Here is an 18,499-nt window from a genome sequence, read left to right on the forward strand (position 1 = left end):
TATCTTTTTGATAGCTATTATTTTACCACGCTACAATAACTTAAAATAAAGCATAATAGTGTCCCTCTTAACAAAATAGCCACAACTTATGTGCCATTCAATAGGACTTATTTATACTAGATATTTAGTTAGTATAATTTTTGCGCTATAAAACATCTAAATTAGTAAAACAAAGAGTATATTTTTTAAGAATGGCTATTATAAAGTATATTAAAAGACATAAAGTAAGGAGTATAACTATACTCATCCTTTTAATTGCTTACTATTTTTGCTTACCCAAACAACTTTTTAAAGACCCAACATCTACAGTAATTACAAATACTACTTACGATTTGTTGGGTGCACAGATAGCTAAAGATGGGTAATGGCATAAAGCTAGCTGGTAGACAATAACGCATCATCCGCTTATAGTAACGCATTGAAAAATCTAGGGTTTTGCCTTAATACTATAGGTTCTTTTTACACAGTTGTAACCATATACAGATCTGTAATATAAAGTTTCATTTATGACGATATCGCCACGGTCATGTCCTTGTTTTGTGACCTTTTCTGTGGTTTGAACGTACTTGCCTACTACGCCATCTATCCATACTTTATCAGTGATAATTTTATGTCCGTTTTTCACAATCACAACGTCTTTATAGGTTTTGGGGAGCTTATCTGTATCTATTAGTTTTGGTTTAACAATTGATTTAGCAACAGCTATGGTGTCCTTTTTATTAGCAACTACGATAGATTTAGGCGCTGGAACTGTAGCTTTTATTATTACCTTCTTAGGTTTTTTAAGTGCAGGTTTTATATCCACCTTGAAATGCTTTGAAATTAAATGACATGAAGTGTTTAATACGTTAACAATATCTTCTGCTACTAGTACTCTAAAGTATGTAGTTTTACTTACGTTTTTTATTGCCATTGTTTTTTGTTTTCTCCTTCTATATTTTTCCAATTAGTACCATCTGTACTCTTTTGCCATTGGTAATAGTGTGATGTAAATACAGCAAAATCTGGATTTGCTGTAAGCTTTGATGTGTAAGGAAAATTAGTCTGAGAAACGTTAACGCTGTTTTTGTTTTTTGACGCATCTTCAATGATGACAGAATCGCCACAGGTTCTAAACATAATATCATCTATGGCCAAATCATTACCACATCCACTTGAACCATTGTTACGCATTTTTAAAATCACTGATGTCTGTTGTGGTGCAGTTTTAAACACCAAACCATATTGCTGCCAATTTGGAGTGTTAGAACCATATATATCTCCTGTATTCCCTTGTTTGATGATAAAACTATTGGTGCTATCCCAAATCTCGAAAGTAACATTTATGGGGTTTGCAACTTGATTACCGCTAAAGCCACATACCTTGTGATAGTAAGGAAACAAATTAATTAGCCAAGAGGTAAACTCGTAGGTTGTGTTTTCACATAGACCAGAAATAGGTATAGTAAAAAACTCTTCTGGGAGGTTATTTGCATTTACAATTAAACATCTGCCATCCTTGTCATTTGGAGTGTGGTCTTTAGTTACAAACCATCCATAGTAATTTGTATTACTAGACACTTTGTAAAAACCGTCTCTTGGTGATCCTTGTGTGAAACTATAGGTTGTACGTCCTGGGTTTAATTTACTATCAACTCTTCCAGTACCAAAATCTTCGATGTAAATTGGTTCCCCAGAGTTCCCTCCACAAAACCCCAGTTGAGCATGAACTTGTAAAGCAAGCACAAAACACAATATCCAGATGTGTTTTTTGATTAATTTTAGCATATCGATTTTGAATGATTGATGATGAATACAAATTACAATAATAATTCAGCTATATATCTGTAAGTATCATAAACTTATCTTAAACAACGTCTGATTACTAAGGTATTGCAGTATATAATTTTAGATGAATAGACTAAACTATTATATTAAGAATAATAAAGTTAAATCAATTCTTTTCGTATTGATTATAACCACTTATTATTTCTGCTTACCTAATCAATTGTTTAAAGACCCAACGGCTACAATAATTACAAGTGAAACGAACGATTTATTAGGTGCACAAATTGCTAGCGATGGGCAATGGCGGTTTCCGCATAATGATTCCGTTCCAGAGAAATTTAAGAAATGTATTATTCAATTTGAGGACGAATATTTCTATAAGCACCCTGGATTTAATCCTGTTTCGATGTTTAAGGCGCTGCGAGAAAATTTAAAGTCTAATGGTATAAAACGTGGCGGTAGCACGATAACGCAGCAAGTAATTAGATTATCCAGAAAAGGACAACAACGTACGTATTTTGAAAAGCTTAAAGAACTTATTCTTGCTACGCGATTGGAGTTCAGAACTTCAAAAGAAAACATTTTAGCATATTATGCCAGCAATGCGCCTTTTGGCGGCAACGTTGTAGGTTTGGATGCCGCATCGTGGCGGTATTTTAATAGAAGTCCGTATGAGTTGTCCTGGGCGGAAAGTGCCACTTTAGCGGTATTGCCCAACGCGCCTAGTTTAATTTATCCAGGCAAACGCCAAAAACGTTTATTGGAAAAACGTAACAGACTGCTAAAAAAACTGTTGCAAAACGGTATAATTGATACCTTAACTTACGATTTATCTGTTGCTGAATCCCTACCTCAAAAACCATTTTCATTGCCGCAAATTGCACCACATTTATTACAAAGGGTAGCTCAAAATTATCATGGCGAATTTGTAAAAACAAGTATTGACAAACATCTGCAGGAACAGACCAACTACATTGTAAAAACACATTATAATCAGTTGAGTCAGAATGAAATTTATAATGCTGCTGTACTTATTTTGGATGTAAAAACCCGAAAGGTTATGGCTTATGTAGGCAATGCCCCAACGGATAAAGCACATCAAAATCAAGTAGATATTATTAATAAACCTCGTAGTACAGGTAGCATCTTAAAACCTTTTTTATACGCTGCAATGTTGGATAGTGGCGATTTGTTGCCCAATACTTTGGTAGCCGATGTACCAACGCAATTTGGTAACTACACCCCAGAAAATTTTAACACCAGCTATGATGGTGCAGTACCTGCCAGTAGAGCCTTATCGCGTTCTTTAAACGTGCCAGCGGTAAGGCTACTGCAGCAATTTGGTTTGGATAGATTTCATCATTATTTAAAACAATTGGAACTTAAAGATTTAAAATATTCCGCTAATCATTATGGCTTGTCACTGGTTTTGGGTGGCGCCGAGAGCAATTTATGGGATTTGTGTAAAAGTTATGCAGCCATGTCCTCCACTTTAAATCATTTTTCTGAAAGTTCTAGTGAATATTTTGAAAATGAATTTTGTGAGCCTACACTTTTGGCTTCTGAAACGGTAGATTTCGGAAAGAAAACTAATGATAAAACACTTTTTGATGCCGCTTCAATTTACTTGACGTATGAAAGTATGAAAAATGTAAATCGCCCTGAAAGTGATGAAAGTTGGGAGTTTTTTGATGGCTCTAAACAAATTGCTTGGAAAACAGGTACAAGCTTTGGTTTTCGTGATGCTTGGGCTATTGGCACTACAAAAGATTATGTTATTGGCGTTTGGGTTGGAAATGCCGATGGTGAAGGGCGCCCAGGGTTAGTTGGCGTGCAAGCAGCAGCACCAATACTTTTTGATGTGTTTGATATTTTGCCCAATAGTGATTGGTTTGCAAAACCCTTTGATGAAATGCAAGAAGTCTCTATCTGCAAGTTAAGTGGGTACAGGGCTTCGCCAAATTGTGATGTTGTAGAAGAAAATTACATTCAAGTAAGTGGTCTAAAAACAAAACCTTGTCCGTTTCATAAATTGGTTCATTTGGATAAAAGCGAAACGTATCAAGCAAATTCCTCTTGCGAAGATGTATCAAATATGATTCACAAATCGTGGTTTGTACTACCTCCGCTTATGGCGTATTATTACAAAACAAAAAATCCGTTCTACAAACCTTTGCCGAAATTTAGAGAAGATTGTTTGGGAGATACATCTATCTCAATTGAATTTATTTATCCTAAGGTAAATAACACCATATTTTTACCTAAAGATTTTGATGGAAAGACGAACGATCTCATTCTAAAATTGGCTCATTCAAAACCTGAAAGTACTGTGTTTTGGTATGTTGATGACACCTTCGTTAGCAGCACAAAAGATATTCATGAATTAGGTATTAAACCACAACCAGGTAAACACCTTATTACAGTTGTTGATGAATTTGGAAATGAGGCCAAAAGGCAATTTGAAATATCAAATTAATATTACCTTAACGCATACCCTTTCGCCGCCCACCAAGGATGAACTTCAATTTCCAAGCGTCCCGCTTTTACCATAGGATCGGCATTAGCTAAACTATCTGCCATTTCTAATGTAGGCACATTATAGATGGTTATCCCGCGAATATTCCCATTATCTCCAAAAGGCCCAGAGATATCAGCATACCCCAATTCATACATTTTTGTAAGGTGTGCTAAATGCTGTTCTTGCAATTCGGCAGATTCCTCTTCATTTTGTCCTCTAATTGGTCCACTTTTTAAAAACGCCATAAAGTATTGCTGCATTAAAATGGTATCCTTTGTCTTTTCATCTACATAATCAAAAGTTTTAAAGCCTTTAGCCGTTAATGCTTCTTTAAGTTCTTTGGCTGTTGGCACTTCTATTTGTTTGGTTTGGGTAACATCAACTTCCTCTGACACAACGTCTTTGATTTCCTCTTCTATTTCAACATTTTTATTTGTTTCTGAAATTGAGGTTTCTGCTTCCTTTTTACAACTAAAATAAGCTAGAGCTAGCATTAAAATTAAGATTGTTTTTTTCATCACATCCAGGTTTTATAAGGTTGTTTACTTAATTGCGAATTGTAATATTTTATTTGTCTCGTTACTTCTTCTCCTAGCCAATCAGGTTTTTGTATGGTTTCATTTTCAGTAGTTAATTCTACTTCGGCTATTACCAAACCTTCATTTTCACCGAAAAATTCATCTACTTCAAAAATATGTGAATCAACATGTATTTCATAACGTATCTTATCAATAATTGTTGGCTCACAAAGTTTTAATAAAGCCTCGGCATCAATTTTAGATATCTCTTTTTCCCATTCAAATCTAGATAATCCATCTTCAGAGGATTTTCCTTTTACGGTTAAAAATCCACTTTCTCCTTTTAATCTTATCCGCACCGTTCTTTCTTTATCTGTATTTAAAAACCCTTGAATTATTCTTGTTTTAGTTGTTGCATCAGCTTTGTATTGTGCTGAAGTTACCAAGAATTTTCGTTCTATTTCTATCATTTATTATCTAAGCGTTGGTTTAAATAAAAGGCATTTAATGTCTAAATTTACAGTATGTCTAGCGATTTACCAATACGAAAAATCATTCATGTAGATATGGACGCGTTTTATGCCTCTGTAGAGCAAATGGATAACCCTGATTTGAAAGGGAAACCCATTGCGGTAGGTGGTGGAGGAAAGCGAGGCGTTGTTAGCGCCGCTAGTTATGAAGCTCGTAAATTTGGGGTTAAAAGCGCCATGGCTGGAACCTTAGCTGCAAAACTTTGTCCCGATTTAATCTTTGTAAGAGCAAATTTTGAACGCTATTCTGAAATTTCTAAGCAAATTCGTAAGATTTTTTATGATTATACTGATTTGGTAGAACCTCTTTCTTTAGATGAAGCTTATTTGGATGTTACTGAAAATAAAAAGGGCAACCCAAGTGCTTCATTAATTGCCAAAGAAATACGAGAGCGTATTTTTAATGAAGTTGGTTTAACGGCCTCGGCCGGTATTTCCATTAATAAGTTTATTGCGAAAGTTGCAAGCGATTACAACAAACCAAACGGACAAAAAACAGTAAATCCAGAGGAAGTTTTAAAATTTTTAGAGCAGCTTGATATCAGAAAATTTTATGGTGTTGGGAAAGTTACCGCAGAAAAAATGTACCAAAAGGGGATTTTTACTGGGTTAGATTTAAAGCAAAAGTCCCTTGACTACTTAGATGAAAACTTTGGGAAATCTGGGAGGTATTATTACTATGTTGTAAGAGGTATTCACAATAGTGAAGTTAAACCACACAGAACCAGAAAAAGTTTAGCTGCAGAGCGTACGTTTAGTAAAAATTTATCTTCTGAAGTTTTTATGTTAGAAAAACTAGACCATATCGCTGAAGAAGTGTCCCGAAGATTAGCAAAAAGTAAAGTAGCTGGAAAAACAGTAACCTTAAAAATAAAGTATAGCGATTTCACATTGCAGACTCGAAGCAAAACTTTACCCTACTATATCAGTGATAAAAGTGTGATTTTAGAAACAACAAAAGATTTGTTATACCAAGAAGCACTGAAAAACTCAGTTAGGCTATTGGGTATTTCTTTATCTAATCTGAATACGGAGAAAAAGGAAAAACCTAAAGTTAAGAAAAGTGTGAGTGTACAATTGCAGTTTGAGTTTTAGTTTACAGAAAAATCCAATATATTTGTTAGGAATGCAACTACTCAACCTATTGTTATTTGATGAAAAAAATTATAATAATCCTCCTGCTCTTTTGTAGTAAACAACTTTTTTCTCAGCTAGAATTTCAAAAAGGATATTTGATTTTTAATAATGAAAAAAAAGAATGTTTAATCCTAAACAAGAATTGGTCAAATACTCCAAAAACCGTTTCGTATAAATTGTCTACTGATAGCCCTGTTATTGTTAGGGATGTAAATACCTTACAAGAATTGGTCATCTATAATACCAATCAAAAGTATTTGTTAGCTCAAGTTGAAATTCCTCAGATAGGAAAAGCACCTACATATGAAAAACGTTTTTTAAAATGCTTGTTACTTGGAGAAGCTTCCTTATACTCTTATACAAATAAAGGAAAAGAAGAGTTCTTTTTTAAAATTGAAAATTCTGGTATTATCAAATTAGTGCATAGTAAATCCCGTAATCTAGAAAGCAAATCTGAAAACAACAGTTATAAGCAACAACTGTTTACAAAGTTGAAATGTAATTCTATTACAGTATCCAATCTTCGTTCCATAAAATATGTTGAAAAACATCTAATTGATGTTTTTCAACATTTTAATTCATGTAGAAACAAAGAATATAAAAACTATAATCTACTTAGAGCTCAAGGGAAATTTCATCTTTCAATGGTTGGCGGCGCATCGCTATTTGACACAGAGCAAAACCAAAATTTTAACTCAACAAATATATTAGATGGAATAACAGTCAATACAACAAATTCGTATACAGCTGGACTTGAAATTGAATATAGTATACCTTTTAATGGGTACAAATGGGCCTTGTACTCTGGGGTGAACTACTCAAAATATGAATATGATGGGAGTTTTAACTATAATTTCCCTTTAAATGTCCCTTCAAACCCTGATGCTATGGCAATAGGCAAGGCTTTATTTTCATCCAACTACACAAATTTAGAATTACTACCCATCGGATTTCGTTACAACAGTAATATTGGTATTAAAAGTCATATTTTTTACAATGGAGCTATTACGTATAATATTTTGCTTTCACAGGAAGAAGTAACTACCAACGAACCTGAATTTGTTGAATTTTTTTCTATAGAACCTGAAATTGAAAATGGAATTGGATTCCATTTAGGACTGGGTTATCAATATAATTCGCAATATGGTATAGAGCTTCGTTATGTTAAAACAAGTACTATAAAAGCAGGAGCTAATGCAAAAGGTGGTAATGCATTTGTGTTTTTATTAAAATATAGACTATTATGAAATTAAAAATCTTAACTTTATTTTTATTTACAGGGATAAATATAATCGCGCAAAGTACTTTTAAAAAACCTTTCCTGTTTTCTAAGGAATAAAAATTTGAGTTTTGAGATTTAACTTAGTACTAAAATCTTGAAAAAGCTAGCACCACAATGGATAGTTGACGACTTAGAGGAAACCATTGAATTTTACACAAAAAAACTAGAATTTAGTGTTGACTGGAAGGGTAATTTGTCTGCCATAATCAGTAGAGATAATATCACCTTTATGTTTCGTCAATTAAAAAAAGAAAAACTAAAAAGGCCGAATAGAATTCCTTTTATAGATTCCGGCTGGCATTTCGAAGGTGCTGAAGCTTGGGATGCTTATATATGGGTGGATAAATTTAGAGGAACTTTATACCTCTGTTAAAGAAACCCAAGTGAAAATTATTAAAGACGTTCAAAATTCAGATTATGGTAATCGTGAATTTGAAATCGAAGACAATAATGGGTATATCTTATGTTTTGGTCAAATTTTGTGATATTGCTTTCCTAAAACAAAAACAACAATCGGGTTAAAACATGCGTTTGCAAATACACCCGCGTTAGCGATTGAAGCGGCATCCTTTTACAAACAAAAATGCTGCTTTTAGGCAGCATTTTTGTTTGTAAAAGATATAGTGGAAAGCGCGACCCGCAGGGTAACGCCCAAATAATTAGTAATTAAAAGCTACAAGTTTCAATTTCGGTAACACGTAGGGTGTTTACCATACCCTTGTCTTGTATTGGCATTGCGGCTAAACTGATAAGCATGTCGCCAACATCTAAATAGCCCATTTTACAGGCTATGGCGTTTACATCCTCTATGGTTTCGTCGGTGCTTACAAACTTATCATAGTAGAATGCGCGAACGCCCCACAGGAGGCTTAAACGTGTTAAAATACGCTTGTTCGATGTAAATACCAAAATATGGCAAGATGGTCTCCATGCTGAAATTTGGAACGCTGTATATCCACTATTAGTTAGTGTGGAGATGGCTTTTGCATCAATTTCGTTTGCCATTACGGCGGCGTGGTAACAAATAGATTTCGTGATGTAGCGATTTGTGCGAATATGCGGTGGCATTTCTGGCACCTTAATTAATGGCGAATCTTCTACGCTTTTGAGAATATCACTCATTTGTTTGATGACCTCAACAGGGTAGCTTCCCACAGAGGTTTCTCCAGATAGCATTACGGCATCTGCTCCATCCATAACAGAATTTGCAACATCGTTTACCTCTGCTCGCGTTGGTGTTAAACTGGAAATCATGGTTTCCATCATTTGTGTAGCAATAATTACCGGAATTCTTGCTTTTTTAGCACGTAACACCAATTGTTTTTGAATAAGCGGTACTTCCTCTGCAGGCACCTCGACACCTAGATCGCCACGAGCTACCATGATACCATCACATTGTGTTACTATCTTATCAATGTTCTCAACAGCCTCTGGCTTTTCAATTTTTGCTACTATCGGAATTTTATAATCGCTATGCTCTTTTATTAAATCGCGCAGTTGCATTAAATCTTCAGCATGACGCACGAAAGACAATGCTATCCAGTCTACATCTTGTTTTATGGCAAAAATAGCATCCTCGATGTCTTTTTCAGTTAATGCTGGTTGTGAAATATCGGTATTTGGAAGGTTTACCCCTTTTTTAGATTTTAACGGGCCACCTTGAATAACCTTAGCTTTTACTTGAGTTTTCTTATCCGTTGATACTACTTCAAAAATTAGTTTTCCATCATCTAGAAGGATACGCTCTCCAGCTTTGGCATCTTGTGGAAACCTATCGTAGGTCATGTAAACACGCTCTTTAGTGCCTTCAAAACGTTCGCCTGTCTCAAAAATAATTTCGTCTCCCGGTTTTACCTCAACCTCCTCTTTCATTACACCTACACGAAGCTTTGGCCCTTGTAAATCGGCTAATATTGCAGCATTATAACCAAATTCTTCATTTAGTTCGCGTATCATTGTAATACGCTTTTTTACATCTTCATAATCTGCATGCGAAAAATTGATTCTAAATACATTGGCACCTTCATCCATCATACCTTTAAGTATTTCCTTGGTGCTTGTTGCAGGCCCTAATGTGGCTACTATTTTGGTTTTTTTTCTTAATCCCATCAATCGAAAATTAAATGCTCCTTAGATTTTAACGCGCTCATATCAACATTATAGGCCATAGCTATTTGCGGAATCTTAAGAAGGTTATTTATTATTTGCTTTTCTTTACTATTACTAAATTCATTATCAATTTTTAAAAAGTAATTTACTTTACCATATTCTGGCACTAAATTATAGGTTCTAATTACTTTATGATGTGCATTGAATAATGATTGTTGCTCTATCTTAGATTCGGTTTCTATTTTACAAATGTTGGATACTAAATGCCATGTATCCAATTTGTTCTCATCTTCATATTCAAAAACTGAATATTCAGTTACCCCATTATTAAAATCTAAATCCTTTGGTTTTCTTGTTAAGGTAATATCCAAATACTTATTCAAAAGATAGGCTAGCCTGTAATCTTCAATTGCACAATGAATGGCAATTAAAGTGCAAGACACATCCTCAAAAATATCGTCCAGAATAAGTTTGTGTACTGCCATAACCTGACTTATTAGCGGTGTAAATATAGTGTTAAAAATACTTAGAAGTAAAAGGATTTACCATTTCTTAACGCCAAAAACCTACTAAAACGTTGTAGTTGTTGCGTCTTTTTGCTAAATCATTTTAGACATCTTACTTTGAAACGCAAAAAAAGCACGTTTTGATGCCTTTTCCTCGGCTTTTTTCTTTGAAGTTGCCCTTGCCTTGGCTATAATTTTATCATCAATAGATAATTTTACAGAAAAATGCCTTACATCGTCATTCCCCGTGTCCTCGTATACATTGTAATTGAAAATTTTCTTTTCTTTCTGACACCATTCTATCAAAAGGCTTTTATAGCTTATAACTTTGCCTTCTAAATTTTCAATATCAACATGCGGTGTAATTACTCTTTTGTAGATAAATTTTTCACAGTATTTATAGCCTCTATCCAAAAAAATTGCCCCCACCAATGCCTCAAACAGGTTACCATGAATGTTATCTCCAAATTGGCCAGCTGGTATCTTGCTTTCTACAAGATCAATTAAATTAAGTTCTCTACCTAATTCGTTTAAATGCTCCCTACTTACTACCTTGGAGCGCATCTTTGTAAGATAGCCTTCATCTCCACTAGGGACTTCTTGAAATAAATGTGAGGCGATTACGGCACTTAACATGGCATCGCCTAAAAACTCCAATCTTTCGTAATTGATAGCGTTTCCTTTACTATCCTTTATATTCATGGAACGGTGTGTAAATGCCTTTTTGAAAACATCAATATTCTTGGGTTTATAGCCTAAAATTTGATGTAACTGCATAAAAAAATTCCCGTCTTGTTTAGAACGGGAATTTAGTATGTTACGAATGAAAGCCATTCGGGACTTAATCTATTTTCTTGAATAATACACAAGCGTTGTGTCCGCCAAATCCGAAGGTATTACTCATTGCAACTTTAACATCTCTTTTTTGAGCCTTGTTAAGGGTTAAATTTAATTCTGGATCAATGTTTTCATCAACTGTGGTGTGATTAATCGTTGGAGGTACGATACCATTTTCTATAGCAAGTATGCTTGAAATGGCCTCAATAGCCCCAGCGGCACCCAATAAGTGACCCGTCATTGATTTTGTAGAATTAATATTTATGTTCTTAGCGTGATCTCCAAATACTTTGGAAATTGCTTTTAACTCAGCTACATCGCCTAATGGTGTTGAAGTACCATGTGTGTTTATATGATCTACATCCTCAGGATTTAATCCTGCGTTTTCTAAACAGTTTTTCATAACTTCAACTACACCAACGCCTTCTGGATGCGGTGCCGTCATATGATGCGCATCTGAAGATAATCCACCTCCAGCTACTTCAGCATATATTTTTGCACCTCTTGCCTTGGCATGCTCATATTCTTCTAGAATAAGTGCTCCCGCACCTTCGCCTAAAACAAAACCATCCCTTGTTCCGTCAAACGGACGAGAGGCTGTTTCTGGACTTTCGTTTCTAGTAGATAGTGCATGCATTGCATTAAAACCACCCATACCGGCAATGGTTACAGCCGCTTCACTTCCTCCAGTAACCACTACATCACAATGTCCTAAACGAATCATGTTTAGAGCATCAAACATAGCATTAGCAGAAGACGCACAAGCCGAAACTGTGGTATAATTAGGCCCCATAAAACCATATTTTATGGAGATGTTTGCAGGTGCTATATCTGCAATCATTTTTGGAATAAAGAACGGGTTAAACCTAGGAGTACCATCGCCATCAGCAAAGTTTAATACTTCTTGCTGAAATGTCTCAAGTCCGCCAATACCTGCACCCCATATCACACCAACACGCAATTTGTTAAGCTCGTCTGTATTAAGATTTGCATCTGCAATAGCTTCATCTGAAGCTACCATAGCATATTGCGCAAACTTATCCATTTTACGAGCCTCTTTTCTGTCAAGAAAATCGGTTGCATTAAAGTTTTTAAGTTCGCAAGCAAACTTAGTTTTAAACTTTTCAGTGTCAAAATATGTAATAGGCGCAGCACCACTTTTACCATCCACTAAGCCATCCCAATATTCATCTTTGGTATTGCCAATAGGGGTTAAAGCTCCTAGTCCTGTAACTACAACGCGCTTTATTTCCATAAAATGTTTTGCTTATTTTGCTTCTTCTATATAAGAGATAGCTTGACCAACAGTAGCAATGTTCTCAGCTTGGTCGTCTGGTATTTGAATATCGAATTCTTTTTCGAATTCCATAATTAATTCTACAGTGTCTAAAGAGTCCGCTCCTAGATCGTTAGTGAAGCTTGCTTCTGCAACTACTTCATTTTCGTCTACACCTAACTTATCTACGATAATTGCTTTTACTCTTGATGCAATGTCTGACATAATCTTTTAATTTTAAAGGTTTAATTAGTTGGCAAAAATAAAAAACTTTATTGTAATACAATATTTTGCTAAAAAAATGTGATTGTAATTTACAAAAAATTACATTCAAGTATTTACTTTTACCTTCTAATTGTTAATATTTATTCTTTTTGTTCGAATAATCTTAACACTACAGTCTGTAAAATGAAACGTATCGTAATTTTTGCGTCCGGAAGTGGTACTAATGCTGAAAATTTAATCAGGTTTTTTCACAACAGCGATAATGCATCTGTTATTCAAGTGTTGAGTAACAATCCCCATGCCAAAGTTTTAGAACGGTCTAAAAAACTGAAAGTTAGTGCATTATCCTTCAATAGAATTGCATTTACTAAAACCGATGATGTACTTAATATTTTAAAAGCGTCTCAACCAGATTTGATTGTTTTGGCTGGTTTTTTATGGAAATTTCCCGAATTTATTTTAAATGAATTTCCTAATAAGATTATCAATGTACATCCTGCATTGTTACCTAATTATGGAGGAAAAGGCATGTATGGCATGCACGTTCATGAAGCCATTGTAGCAAATAATGAAACAAAAACAGGTATTACTATACATTATGTAAATGAAAATTATGATGAAGGCGCTACTATTTTTCAAGCGGAATGTGATGTTTTAAAAACAGATACTGCTGAGGATGTTGCTGCTAAAATTCATGAATTGGAGATGGAACATTTTCCTAAGGTTGTAAATGAATTATTAAAATAAAAATGTCATTCAGAGCGAAGCGAAGAATCTCAACACTCAAATTTGAAGATTCTTCGGTCGTTCCTCCCTCTGAATGACAAATCATAATGAGATCCTGAAACAAGTTCAGGATGACAAAATGAGTAAAAAAAAGAAAAAATATTACACCGTTTGGAAAGGACATCACACTGGTGTTTTTGAATCTTGGGAGGATTGCAAGGCGCAAATCACCAATTTTGAAGGTGCGATATACAAATCCTTTTCAACTTTTGATGCCGCAAAAAAAGCTTTAAAAGGGAATTATAAAGATTACATTGGAAAAACCTCAAAATTTAAAAGTGAACTTTCTGAGGAACAACTTAAAAAAATAGGAAAGCCCAATTATAACTCTATTTCAGTAGATGCAGCCTCTTCTGGTAACCCAGGAAAAATGGAATATCGTGGCGTGGATACCAAAACCAAAAAGCAGTTATTTTTTCAAGGACCTTTTGAGGAAGGCACCAATAATATCGGTGAGTTTTTGGCTATTGTTCATGGATTGGCATTTCTAAAGAAAAAGAAAAGCAATCGCATCATTTATACCGATTCTAGAACTGCCATTAGCTGGATAAAAAAGAAAAAGTGCAACACAAAGTTAGAGCGCAATACTAAAAACAAAGCCCTTTTTGAATTGGTAGATCGTGCTGTGGATTGGTTAAAAAACAATACTTACAACACTGTAATTGTAAAATGGGAAACCAAAGCTTGGGGAGAAATTCCTGCTGATTTTGGGAGAAAATAGATTTGAAAATAGCACTTCTTCACGCTAAAAAATAATCATCAATTTAGTATTAAAAGCGTTATATTTGCAGAAAATTCAGGACTCTTTTTTATGAGCAAATTAGTAATTGTTGGTACTGTGGCTTTTGATGCTATTGAAACGCCGTTTGGTAAAACCGACAAAATTTTAGGTGGCGCCGCTACTTTTATTGGTCTTTCAGCTTCTCATTTTAATGTTGATGCCACTTTAGTCTCTGTTGTAGGAGGCGATTTCCCGCAAAAGTATTTGGATTTATTAGCTAGTAAAAATCTTGACACCTCTGGTATTGAAATTGTAAAAGATGGCAAGACATTTTTCTGGAGCGGTAGGTATCATAATGATATGAACTCAAGAGATACTTTGATTACAGAGCTGAATACCCTAGCAGATTTCAATCCCGTAGTGCCAAAAGATTATACTGATGCTGATGTAGTAATGTTAGGAAATTTACATCCGCTTGTCCAAAGCAGTGTTTTAGATCAGATGACGGAAACACCTAAACTGGTCATTTTGGATACCATGAATTTTTGGATGGATTGTGCTTTAGAAGATTTGCTAAGCGTTATAAAACGTATTGACGTTATCACAATAAATGATGAAGAAGCGCGACAGTTAACAGGCGAGTACTCGTTAGTAGTAGCAGCACGAAAGATTCATGAGATGGGTCCAAAATATGTGGTAATAAAAAAAGGAGAACATGGTGCGTTACTGTTTCATGATGATAATGTGTTTTATGCACCAGCCTTACCGTTAGAAGAAGTTTTTGATCCTACAGGAGCTGGAGACACCTTCGCTGGAGGATTTGCAGGATACTTAGCAAAGACGGAAGATGTTTCATTTGAAAACATGAAAAATGCGGTAATTTATGGCTCTACTTTGGCTTCGTTTTGTGTTGAAAAATTTGGTACTGAGCGTATGCAAAACCTATCAAGAGCAGAAGTAGAAAAGCGTTTATTGCAGTTTAAACAACTAACGCAGTTTGAAATAGAATTAACCTAAACCATCGCACTCTAAACGAGTGCGTTTTTATTTTACATAAGTATCATTCCGCGAAAGCGAGAAAACAACAATTATAATGAGTGACGCTATTAAACATGAATGTGGAATCGCAGTTATCAGGCTTTTAAAACCTCTAGAATACTATAAGGAAAAGTACGGCACCGCTTTTTATGGTGTAAATAAAATGTATCTGATGATGGAAAAGCAGCACAATCGTGGTCAAGATGGTGCTGGTTTTGCAAGTATTAAGCTAGATGTTGATCCTGGACAGCGCTATATAAGCAGAGTACGTTCAGTAGCGCAACAACCCATTCAAGATGTTTTTGATCAGATAAATGACCGCATTAACACAGCGTTTAAAGAAAATCCTGAGTATAACGATAGCGTAGCATTACAAAAAAGAAACATCCCGTACATAGGCGAGTTGCTTTTGGGGCATGTGCGTTACGGTACTTTTGGAAAGAATAGTGTAGAAAGTGTACATCCTTTTTTAAGACAGAATAACTGGATGCATCGTAATCTTATCATGGCAGGTAACTTTAACATGACCAATGTTAAGGAGCTTTTTCAAAATTTAATTGAGTTAGGCCAGCATCCAAAAGAATATACCGATACCATTACTGTAATGGAAAAAATTGGTCATTTTCTGGATGACGCAGTGAGTAAGATATATAAAGACTTAAAAAAAGAAGGGTATAATAAACAACAAGCTTCTCCTTTAATTGCAGAACGTTTAAAAGTATCTAAAATCCTAAAACGTGCTGCCAAAAACTGGGATGGCGGTTATGCCATGGCAGGATTAATTGGTCATGGAGATTCTTTTGTACTTCGCGACCCAGCAGGTATCAGACCGTGTTATTATTATAGTGATGATGAAGTAATTGTTGTTGCTTCTGAACGTCCTGTAATTCAAACTGTATTTGATGTGAAGTTTGAGGATGTGAACGAATTGCCTCCCGGGCATGCCATCATCACAAAAAAATCTGGTGATTTTGCAATCAAACAAATTTTAGAACCTTTAGAACGAAAAGCATGTTCTTTTGAACGTATCTACTTCTCTAGAGGTAGTGATGCCGAAATTTACCAGGAACGTAAAATGTTGGGCAAATTACTAATGCCAAAAGTTTTAGAAGCGATTGATAATGATTTGAAGAATTCAGTATTCTCATATATACCAAATACTGCGGAAACGTCCTTCTACGGGATGGTTGAAACTGCAGAATCTGAACTTAACAAAACAAAAACGTCATACATATTAAAGGGGCAACGTAATATTTCAGCAGAAAAGGTTACGGAGATTCTTTCTGAAAGAATTCGTGTCGAAAAAATTGCCATTAAGGATGTTAAGCTAAGAACCTTTATTACTGAGGATAGCAGTCGTGACGATTTGGTGGCGCACGTTTATGATATTACTTACGGTGTAATTAAACCGAATGACAATTTGGTAATTATTGACGACAGTATTGTACGAGGCACTACGCTTAAAAAGAGTATCCTTAAAATGCTGGACCGTTTAGATCCAAAGCGTATAGTGGTGGTATCTTCGGCTCCACAGATACGCTATCCAGATTGTTATGGTATAGACATGGCAAGACTAGAAGATTTAGTAGCCTTTAGGGCTGCATTGGCGTTGTTAAAGGACCATGGCAAATACCATATAGTAGAAGAGGTATATGCTAAGTGTAAATCTCAAGAGAATTTTGAAGATAAAAATGTGCAGAATTATGTAAAAGAAATCTATGATCCTTTTACAGATGACGATATCTCTTTAAAAATCTCGGAGCTGCTAAGTGATACGTCAATTAAAGCAGAAGTAAAGATTCTTTTCCAGCCTGTTGAGAACCTCCACAAGGCGTGTCCGCATAACTTGGGCGACTGGTATTTTACGGGGAATTATCCAACCGATGGAGGGAATAGAGTGGTAAATAGGGCCTTCATTAATTTTTACGAAGGCAATAAAGAAAGGGCTTATTAATTATCATATTAATAGTTTTTTTACGGTTAAACCGTAAAAGATGTATTTTGTCTGATAAATGCGCAATTCATCTAATAAATATTCTGATTATCCGAAATAGATATAAATTGGTCTCACCATAACATAAGTAGGTTAAGTTCATGGTAGATTTGGGGCAAAAAAAGGTGAACAACTGTTCGCCTTTTTTTATGCGTTCTTGTTAACAAATGATAAGAATTAAAACGTAGTGATAAATCCCTAGTTCTTTTTAAACAGTACCGTTCATCCCTTTTTATATACCGTATTTCCTTTAAGCCAATATATAAGCAGTTCAGCCAAAATATTTTCGCATGCTTTGGCATCAATATATATTTGACTCACCATAACATAAGTAGGTTAAGTTTATGGTAGATTTGGGGCAAAAAGGTGAACTTTCTAGTTCACCTTTTTCATTTTATATATTCTCATAAATTATGAGATCTTCATATTATTTCTTTATCATAAAAAATTATCTTTACGAGGTAACAGAGACAAAAAACTTTCTATATCCTGATATATTTACGGGATATCAGTTACAAAAGTTACTAGATAACGTGTTGTGCATAATTTAACCAAACCGCAAAATGCCATTTCCACTAGACGAAAAATATATAGAAGAAACTGAATCAGAATTGAATGTGAAATTCCCATCTGAATTTAAAAACCGAATGATAAAATCAAATGGTGGAGAACTATTGGTTTCGGATGAGTTTGAGTTTGAACTGTACCCATTTTTCGATAAATCTGACCGAAAAAGAATAAGTCGAACTTGTAATCACATCGGACTTGAAACAAAAAATGCTCGTGAATGGGATGGATTTCCTGAAAATGGAATCGCAATTGGAGCAGACGGATTTGGGAATCAACTAATCCTGACCCACATCGGAAATGGAAACTTAACTGACGAATTATATTTCTGGAATCACGAAACGAGAGAAATGGAAAAAATAGCTGAGTCTATTAATAAACTTTACATTGAAAAAAGCTCTTTTTGGAACAGAATAAAATCGAAATTTAATGGATTACAAACTTAAGATGTATAACCGCAATTACGGCAGATTCGACTACGTCCGAATCCACTAGGAATTGCTAACGTCTGTGCTAAACCGAAAATTAATGCTAATTTAACCTTAACTGACGGTTATACCAGACCGTTGGTAACAAGCTTGACCCGTCCTGAATAAAGGCTACATAATTTTAAACATTATGTATAAAAATGACAAAGTAATCAGACGGTATTCAGAACCTTTTAAACTGAAAATTTTAGACGAACTTAC

General features: G+C 34.9%; 18 protein-coding genes. 9 read left to right on the top strand and 9 right to left on the bottom strand.

Annotation, left to right across the window (positions count from 1 at the left end):
• Nucleotides 1-427: 427 nt before the first annotated feature.
• Both EYD45_RS12170 and EYD45_RS12175 read right to left on the bottom strand, forming a co-directional pair.
• A complete protein-coding gene (locus EYD45_RS12170; RefSeq protein WP_130964832.1) occupies nucleotides 428-913 on the bottom strand; it encodes a hypothetical protein in 486 nt (161 codons plus the stop codon).
• Entirely contained in the window at nucleotides 904-1,767 is an 864-nt protein-coding gene (locus EYD45_RS12175; protein ID WP_130964833.1) for a hypothetical protein, read from the bottom strand. The genes EYD45_RS12170 and EYD45_RS12175 overlap by 10 nt, the downstream gene beginning before the upstream one ends.
• Before the next feature lie 124 nt (nucleotides 1,768-1,891).
• On the opposite strand from EYD45_RS12175, the gene pbpC reads away from it, so the two are divergent.
• The gene (pbpC, locus tag EYD45_RS12180; RefSeq protein WP_130964834.1) at nucleotides 1,892-4,243 is read left to right on the top strand and encodes a penicillin-binding protein 1C; all 2,352 of its coding nucleotides are present in this window, start codon (nucleotides 1,892-1,894) and stop codon (nucleotides 4,241-4,243) included.
• 2 nt (nucleotides 4,244-4,245) lie between these two features.
• Here pbpC and EYD45_RS12185 read toward each other — a convergent pair whose 3' ends face one another.
• Nucleotides 4,246-4,803, bottom strand: a complete 558-nt coding sequence (locus EYD45_RS12185) for a YciI family protein (RefSeq protein WP_130964835.1) — start codon at nucleotides 4,801-4,803, stop codon at nucleotides 4,246-4,248.
• Complete coding sequence (locus tag EYD45_RS12190) at nucleotides 4,803-5,273, bottom strand: CYTH domain-containing protein (RefSeq protein WP_130964836.1); 471 nt, start codon at nucleotides 5,271-5,273, stop codon at nucleotides 4,803-4,805. The genes EYD45_RS12185 and EYD45_RS12190 overlap by 1 nt, the downstream gene beginning before the upstream one ends.
• A 54-nt stretch (nucleotides 5,274-5,327) precedes the next feature.
• On the opposite strand from EYD45_RS12190, the gene dinB reads away from it, so the two are divergent.
• From dinB to EYD45_RS12205, 3 genes are all read left to right on the top strand, one after another.
• Nucleotides 5,328-6,428 (top strand): DNA polymerase IV, encoded by a 1,101-nt coding sequence (dinB, locus tag EYD45_RS12195; protein ID WP_130964837.1) that lies wholly within the window; start codon nucleotides 5,328-5,330, stop codon nucleotides 6,426-6,428.
• A gap of 59 nt (nucleotides 6,429-6,487) precedes the next feature.
• Nucleotides 6,488-7,717 carry a hypothetical protein gene (locus EYD45_RS12200; RefSeq protein WP_130964838.1) on the top strand — a complete coding sequence of 410 codons (1,230 nt, stop codon included), beginning with the start codon at nucleotides 6,488-6,490 and terminating at the stop codon, nucleotides 7,715-7,717.
• 129 nt (nucleotides 7,718-7,846) lie between these two features.
• Nucleotides 7,847-8,125 (top strand): VOC family protein, encoded by a 279-nt coding sequence (locus EYD45_RS12205; protein ID WP_130964839.1) that lies wholly within the window; start codon nucleotides 7,847-7,849, stop codon nucleotides 8,123-8,125.
• Nucleotides 8,126-8,418: 293 nt separating this feature from the next.
• On the opposite strand, the gene pyk is transcribed toward EYD45_RS12205, so the two are convergent.
• The 5 genes from pyk to EYD45_RS12230 all read right to left on the bottom strand — a co-directional run bounded on the left by pyk (nucleotide 8,419) and on the right by EYD45_RS12230 (nucleotide 12,705).
• Entirely contained in the window at nucleotides 8,419-9,861 is a 1,443-nt protein-coding gene (pyk, locus tag EYD45_RS12210) for a pyruvate kinase (protein WP_130964840.1), read from the bottom strand.
• Nucleotides 9,861-10,346 (bottom strand): IPExxxVDY family protein, encoded by a 486-nt coding sequence (locus EYD45_RS12215; protein WP_130964841.1) that lies wholly within the window; start codon nucleotides 10,344-10,346, stop codon nucleotides 9,861-9,863. The genes pyk and EYD45_RS12215 overlap by 1 nt, the downstream gene beginning before the upstream one ends.
• Before the next feature lie 114 nt (nucleotides 10,347-10,460).
• Nucleotides 10,461-11,201 (bottom strand): ribonuclease III, encoded by a 741-nt coding sequence (gene rnc, locus EYD45_RS12220; protein ID WP_130964842.1) that lies wholly within the window; start codon nucleotides 11,199-11,201, stop codon nucleotides 10,461-10,463.
• A gap of 7 nt (nucleotides 11,202-11,208) precedes the next feature.
• Nucleotides 11,209-12,459, bottom strand: coding sequence for a beta-ketoacyl-ACP synthase II (gene fabF / locus EYD45_RS12225; RefSeq protein WP_130964843.1), 1,251 nt, complete (start codon nucleotides 12,457-12,459; stop codon nucleotides 11,209-11,211).
• A gap of 12 nt (nucleotides 12,460-12,471) precedes the next feature.
• A complete protein-coding gene (locus EYD45_RS12230) occupies nucleotides 12,472-12,705 on the bottom strand; it encodes an acyl carrier protein (RefSeq protein ID WP_009778413.1) in 234 nt (77 codons plus the stop codon).
• A gap of 183 nt (nucleotides 12,706-12,888) precedes the next feature.
• On the opposite strand from EYD45_RS12230, the gene purN reads away from it, so the two are divergent.
• From purN to EYD45_RS12255, 5 genes are all read left to right on the top strand, one after another.
• A complete protein-coding gene (gene purN, locus EYD45_RS12235) occupies nucleotides 12,889-13,452 on the top strand; it encodes a phosphoribosylglycinamide formyltransferase (protein WP_130964844.1) in 564 nt (187 codons plus the stop codon).
• Nucleotides 13,453-13,570: 118 nt separating this feature from the next.
• Nucleotides 13,571-14,212, top strand: coding sequence for a ribonuclease H1 domain-containing protein (locus EYD45_RS12240; RefSeq protein WP_130964845.1), 642 nt, complete (start codon nucleotides 13,571-13,573; stop codon nucleotides 14,210-14,212).
• A gap of 90 nt (nucleotides 14,213-14,302) precedes the next feature.
• A complete protein-coding gene (locus tag EYD45_RS12245) occupies nucleotides 14,303-15,229 on the top strand; it encodes a PfkB family carbohydrate kinase (RefSeq protein WP_130964846.1) in 927 nt (308 codons plus the stop codon).
• A 76-nt stretch (nucleotides 15,230-15,305) separates the two neighbouring features.
• On the top strand, nucleotides 15,306-17,204 hold the full coding sequence (locus EYD45_RS12250) for an amidophosphoribosyltransferase (protein WP_130964847.1): 1,899 nt from the start codon (nucleotides 15,306-15,308) through the stop codon (nucleotides 17,202-17,204).
• Nucleotides 17,205-17,806: 602 nt separating this feature from the next.
• On the top strand, nucleotides 17,807-18,256 hold the full coding sequence (locus EYD45_RS12255; RefSeq protein WP_130964848.1) for an SMI1/KNR4 family protein: 450 nt from the start codon (nucleotides 17,807-17,809) through the stop codon (nucleotides 18,254-18,256).
• Nucleotides 18,257-18,499: the final 243 nt, after the last annotated feature.

The organism is Hyunsoonleella flava (genome assembly GCF_004310325.1).
Classification (GTDB): Bacteria; Bacteroidota; Bacteroidia; order Flavobacteriales; family Flavobacteriaceae; genus Jejuia; species Jejuia flava.

Excerpts from the sequence above, each read along its gene's own strand:
- EYD45_RS12170 (WP_130964832.1), bottom strand. The coding sequence starts at position 913 with ATGGCAATAAAAAACGTAAGTAAAACTACATACTTTAGAGTACTAGTA.
- EYD45_RS12175 (WP_130964833.1), bottom strand. The coding sequence starts at position 1,767 with ATGCTAAAATTAATCAAAAAACACATCTGGATATTGTGTTTTGTGCTT.
- pbpC (WP_130964834.1), top strand. The coding sequence starts at position 1,892 with ATGAATAGACTAAACTATTATATTAAGAATAATAAAGTTAAATCAATT.
- EYD45_RS12185 (WP_130964835.1), bottom strand. The coding sequence starts at position 4,803 with ATGAAAAAAACAATCTTAATTTTAATGCTAGCTCTAGCTTATTTTAGT.
- EYD45_RS12190 (WP_130964836.1), bottom strand. The coding sequence starts at position 5,273 with ATGATAGAAATAGAACGAAAATTCTTGGTAACTTCAGCACAATACAAA.
- dinB (WP_130964837.1), top strand. The coding sequence starts at position 5,328 with ATGTCTAGCGATTTACCAATACGAAAAATCATTCATGTAGATATGGAC.
- EYD45_RS12200 (WP_130964838.1), top strand. The coding sequence starts at position 6,488 with ATGAAAAAAATTATAATAATCCTCCTGCTCTTTTGTAGTAAACAACTT.
- pyk (WP_130964840.1), bottom strand. The coding sequence starts at position 9,861 with ATGGGATTAAGAAAAAAAACCAAAATAGTAGCCACATTAGGGCCTGCA.
- EYD45_RS12215 (WP_130964841.1), bottom strand. The coding sequence starts at position 10,346 with ATGGCAGTACACAAACTTATTCTGGACGATATTTTTGAGGATGTGTCT.
- rnc (WP_130964842.1), bottom strand. The coding sequence starts at position 11,201 with ATGGCTTTCATTCGTAACATACTAAATTCCCGTTCTAAACAAGACGGG.
- fabF (WP_130964843.1), bottom strand. The coding sequence starts at position 12,459 with ATGGAAATAAAGCGCGTTGTAGTTACAGGACTAGGAGCTTTAACCCCT.
- EYD45_RS12230 (WP_009778413.1), bottom strand. The coding sequence starts at position 12,705 with ATGTCAGACATTGCATCAAGAGTAAAAGCAATTATCGTAGATAAGTTA.
- purN (WP_130964844.1), top strand. The coding sequence starts at position 12,889 with ATGAAACGTATCGTAATTTTTGCGTCCGGAAGTGGTACTAATGCTGAA.
- EYD45_RS12240 (WP_130964845.1), top strand. The coding sequence starts at position 13,571 with ATGAGTAAAAAAAAGAAAAAATATTACACCGTTTGGAAAGGACATCAC.
- EYD45_RS12245 (WP_130964846.1), top strand. The coding sequence starts at position 14,303 with ATGAGCAAATTAGTAATTGTTGGTACTGTGGCTTTTGATGCTATTGAA.
- EYD45_RS12250 (WP_130964847.1), top strand. The coding sequence starts at position 15,306 with ATGAGTGACGCTATTAAACATGAATGTGGAATCGCAGTTATCAGGCTT.
- EYD45_RS12255 (WP_130964848.1), top strand. The coding sequence starts at position 17,807 with ATGCCATTTCCACTAGACGAAAAATATATAGAAGAAACTGAATCAGAA.